This window comes from Arsenophonus sp. ENCA, assembly GCF_002287155.1.
GTDB lineage: Bacteria > Pseudomonadota > Gammaproteobacteria > Enterobacterales > Enterobacteriaceae > Arsenophonus > Arsenophonus nilaparvatae.
In genome coordinates, this window is the sequence record NZ_NHNG01000438.1 from 1 (window position 1) to 3,287 (window position 3,287).

The 3,287-nt window shown below is 31.6% G+C and carries 3 protein-coding genes and 2 pseudogenes; 2 read left to right on the plus strand and 3 right to left on the minus strand.

The genetic code is table 11. The features are described from left to right. Positions 1-329: 329 nt before the first annotated feature. The 3 genes and pseudogenes from CBG25_RS11385 to CBG25_RS11395 all read right to left on the minus strand — a co-directional run bounded on the left by CBG25_RS11385 (position 330) and on the right by CBG25_RS11395 (position 2,118). A complete protein-coding gene (locus CBG25_RS11385) occupies positions 330-677 on the minus strand; it encodes a DUF6694 family lipoprotein (RefSeq protein WP_290606726.1) in 348 nt (115 codons plus the stop codon). A 297-nt stretch (positions 678-974) separates the two neighbouring features. Continuing rightward, positions 975-1,533: pseudogene (locus tag CBG25_RS11390) on the minus strand (YceI family protein). A 27-nt stretch (positions 1,534-1,560) separates the two neighbouring features. Further along, positions 1,561-2,118: a cytochrome b gene (locus CBG25_RS11395; RefSeq protein ID WP_290606728.1), complete on the minus strand. Its 558-nt coding sequence runs from the start codon at positions 2,116-2,118 to the stop codon at positions 1,561-1,563. Positions 2,119-2,863: 745 nt separating this feature from the next. Here CBG25_RS11395 and CBG25_RS11400 point away from each other — a divergent pair. Further along, a complete protein-coding gene (locus tag CBG25_RS11400; protein ID WP_290606730.1) occupies positions 2,864-2,986 on the plus strand; it encodes a hypothetical protein in 123 nt (40 codons plus the stop codon). 176 nt (positions 2,987-3,162) lie between these two features. Next, a pseudogene (locus tag CBG25_RS11405) lies at positions 3,163-3,287 on the plus strand (IS5/IS1182 family transposase); the annotation flags it as partial.

A 3,287-nucleotide genomic window follows, 5' to 3' on the forward strand; every position in this document is an offset into this window, starting at 1 on the left:
TACAGGTTTCGATCTTGACCAGCGGGTCACCCAACTTGTCGATCGTCTGTTGGTGATACTGGTTTGCAAAGAGGTCATTCTTAATGGCGCTGCGTTTCTTCATGGTGGTTAGCTCAGTAGACCAGCTTCCGATAACTTTATCAGCAAAATCAAACTCGGCTTAGGTTTTTCGAGGTGCCCTATTAACTCGGGCGGATTATAATGAAGATAAATAGCTTTTCCAATTATAGCATTACATATGGTTTAGCTTTTGTTTAAGTTAATAAATAATAAAATCAATCGGCAAAGTTAATAAACAAAAATAATATTTAAAATCGTAAGTTATTTAATTAAAAAAGCAAATTTTCATCAAATGCCAGACGATCTATTTTTATCTTTTTTGCTTCATTAATAACTTGCTCTGCTGTTTTACCATCTAACGTTCGGCAAATCCGTTTTTCCAATGCCCGAGCGGCATCTATTTCACCAAGTTGACGATACTCATCAAAATTAATGCTATTAAACATAGTAATATCAATAGCTTCATCAAATTGTTGCTGTTTTTCAAAAGAGAGAGAATCTCGTACTTCGGCAATAGAAGAACGTAATAATTGCTTATTTTCGCCATTTAGTTTTAATTGTTGATCACAGCCTAATAACAAAAAATGAATGAAGAAAATTAATGGATTAAATCTCATATATAACGCCCTTCTCTCTGTTTTAATTATCAGCATAGCAAAATCAAAACCAATAAACTTAAATATGATGAAAATTTAAATAGAATAATTGTAAAAAAATTTTTCATACTGCTGGTAAAAAATTAACAGCAGTACTTGATTGCTTATCAATTGTTACCGAATAAAATAAACTTTAATTATAATCAAGTGACTTTATTCATCAACTAGTCATAAATTAAAAATAATTTTCTTAATATAATGTTACTTTTCAACATAATTGAAAGAGCCAATATTGGCTCTTTCAGTATTACTTTTATTTTATGGTAATTTAACACCTTCAAGAGAAATAATAAGTTCAGCTTGTTGCGATTTTGGCCCAAGATCTTTTTTAAAGTTAAAATCTTTCAATTTAATTTTTCCCGTTGCCTCAAAGCCAACACGATAGCTTCCCCATGGATCGTCACCTTTACCCATTAAGGACTATGGGTTTTGTTACACCATTTAACGTCAGCTGACCATCGATATGATAAGCACCCTTGACTTGACTAACCTTAGTCGAAATAAAAGTTGCCTCTGGATATTTTTTTACATTAAAAAAATCTGGACTTCGCAAATGCTTATCACGTTCAGCATGATTAGTATCAATACTTGCAGTATTAATTACCACCTTAACCTGATCATTTTGTGGATTCTTTTCATCAAACGTAAAATTACCGGCAAAATTCTTAAAACTACCATAAACCCAACTGTAACCTAAGTGTTGAATGCGAAACTGGACAAAAGCGTGTTGACCTTCATTATCAATTTTATAATTAGCAGCTATTGCTGAATTAACGCTCGATAGCAAAATTGTGGTTACTAAAGCCAAAAAAAAAATTTTTTCAACATAACTATCTCCAACAAGTTATTTTCTTGAATGAATTCCAAGCATGCGTTTTAAGGTCACATCACCATCAATAAGATGATGTTTTAATACTGCAATCGCATGAAGAATAGAAAGAATAATAAGTATCCAAGCCAAATAAAGATGTATAACACCTGCATTATCCGCCTGCATTCCCTCATCTGACCATATTGCCGGGATGTCAAAATAACCAAATATTGAAATAGGCTGACCATCGGCAGTAGAAATTAAATAACCACTAAATAATATGCCAAATAAAAGTAAATAAAGGAAAAATTGGACAAGAGTAGAACTTATTTTTACTAAATTGCTATAACTATCTAATGGCTTAGGTGGCGGTGAAATAAATCGCCATAGAACACGAAATACCATCAGCAAAAATAAAACAAAACCGATGCTCTTATGAATTTCTGGCGCTCTGTGATACCAAGCGTCATAATAATTTAAAGATACCATCCAAAGCCCCAACGCAAACATTCCATAAACAGTGAGCGCAACCAACCAGTGAATTAAAATTGATATATGCCCAAACTGGGTTGAGGTATTCTTCCAAAGCATATCAATATTCCTTTCGTTAAATATTTAGAATAATAATAGTCAATTTTGATGCAATATTAATAATAAATGAATTTTTGAGTGATTAATTGCCAAACAAGAAGAAATAATTTGTTATAGATCATCAAAAAAAATCATTATGTTACTCTGTGAAATAGTTTCACCATTAAGATCAAAACAAAAATAACATTTGAAAATAAATCTTTATAATATATTTTATTTTACTATTTTCTTTGCAAAAGAGATCTGTTTAATCGTAATTATTCGCATTTTATCAGAGTAAAATTTTATTGGTAAAATATAATTTAATAGTATTAACTACATTGTTACCAATAGTAACAGCATATAAATTACCGTAATTGGTTAAAAATATTACATTATTGTTCAATATTAAAGTCAATAACCTTTAAAAAATTAACATTAGATTAACTTAGTTATCTAAAATAAGTAACTATGTTAGCTCCGGTAATAGTAATAAAAATGAATGATCTAAATTAGAAAATAGTATCCTCTATAATAGAGGATACTAAGAAACGAAGGGTAAATAATAGGCACACAAAACTAATTATTAATTTTTTTCTATGATAGCACTTGCTCTTACGTAATTTTGTCCTCCCGCAGAAGTTATTTTCACAATAGTGGAATCTTTCTCTTTTGCTTTATTCTCTAAAGGGCACCTCGAAAAACCTAAGCCGAGTTTGATTTTGCTGATAAAGTTATCGGAAGCTGGTCTATTGAGCTAACCACCATGAAGAAACGCAGCGCCATTAAGAATGACCTCTTTGCAAACCAGTATCACCAACAGACGATCGACAAGTTGGGTGACCCGCTGGTCAAGATCGAAACCTGTACACGAGTTTCGCACCAATAAAAAAACGCTCTATTTTTAAGTTTAATTCAGCATGATATATAAATAGTCAAAACCTTATAAATCAAATACAACTTATTGTAATTTAAGAAAATTTATGTTTTTTAGTAACTTGCAGATTAATCATTGCTTTTAAGCCATTTTTAGAATTTTATATGCCTGTGCGAAACTCGTGCTGTATAGACTTTGCGCATCTAGCAGCAGAAATCGACCATGTGGTACCGCGTCCTGTCAGCAAAAAAGGCGGACGTCCACCATTTCCAACAGAGACCATGGTTCGCATTTTAGTCTTAAAGCGTATCTA

Excerpts from the sequence above, each read along its gene's own strand:
- CBG25_RS11385 (WP_290606726.1), bottom strand. The coding sequence starts at position 677 with ATGAGATTTAATCCATTAATTTTCTTCATTCATTTTTTGTTATTAGGC.
- CBG25_RS11395 (WP_290606728.1), bottom strand. The coding sequence starts at position 2,118 with ATGCTTTGGAAGAATACCTCAACCCAGTTTGGGCATATATCAATTTTA.
- CBG25_RS11400 (WP_290606730.1), top strand. The coding sequence starts at position 2,864 with ATGAAGAAACGCAGCGCCATTAAGAATGACCTCTTTGCAAACCAGTAT.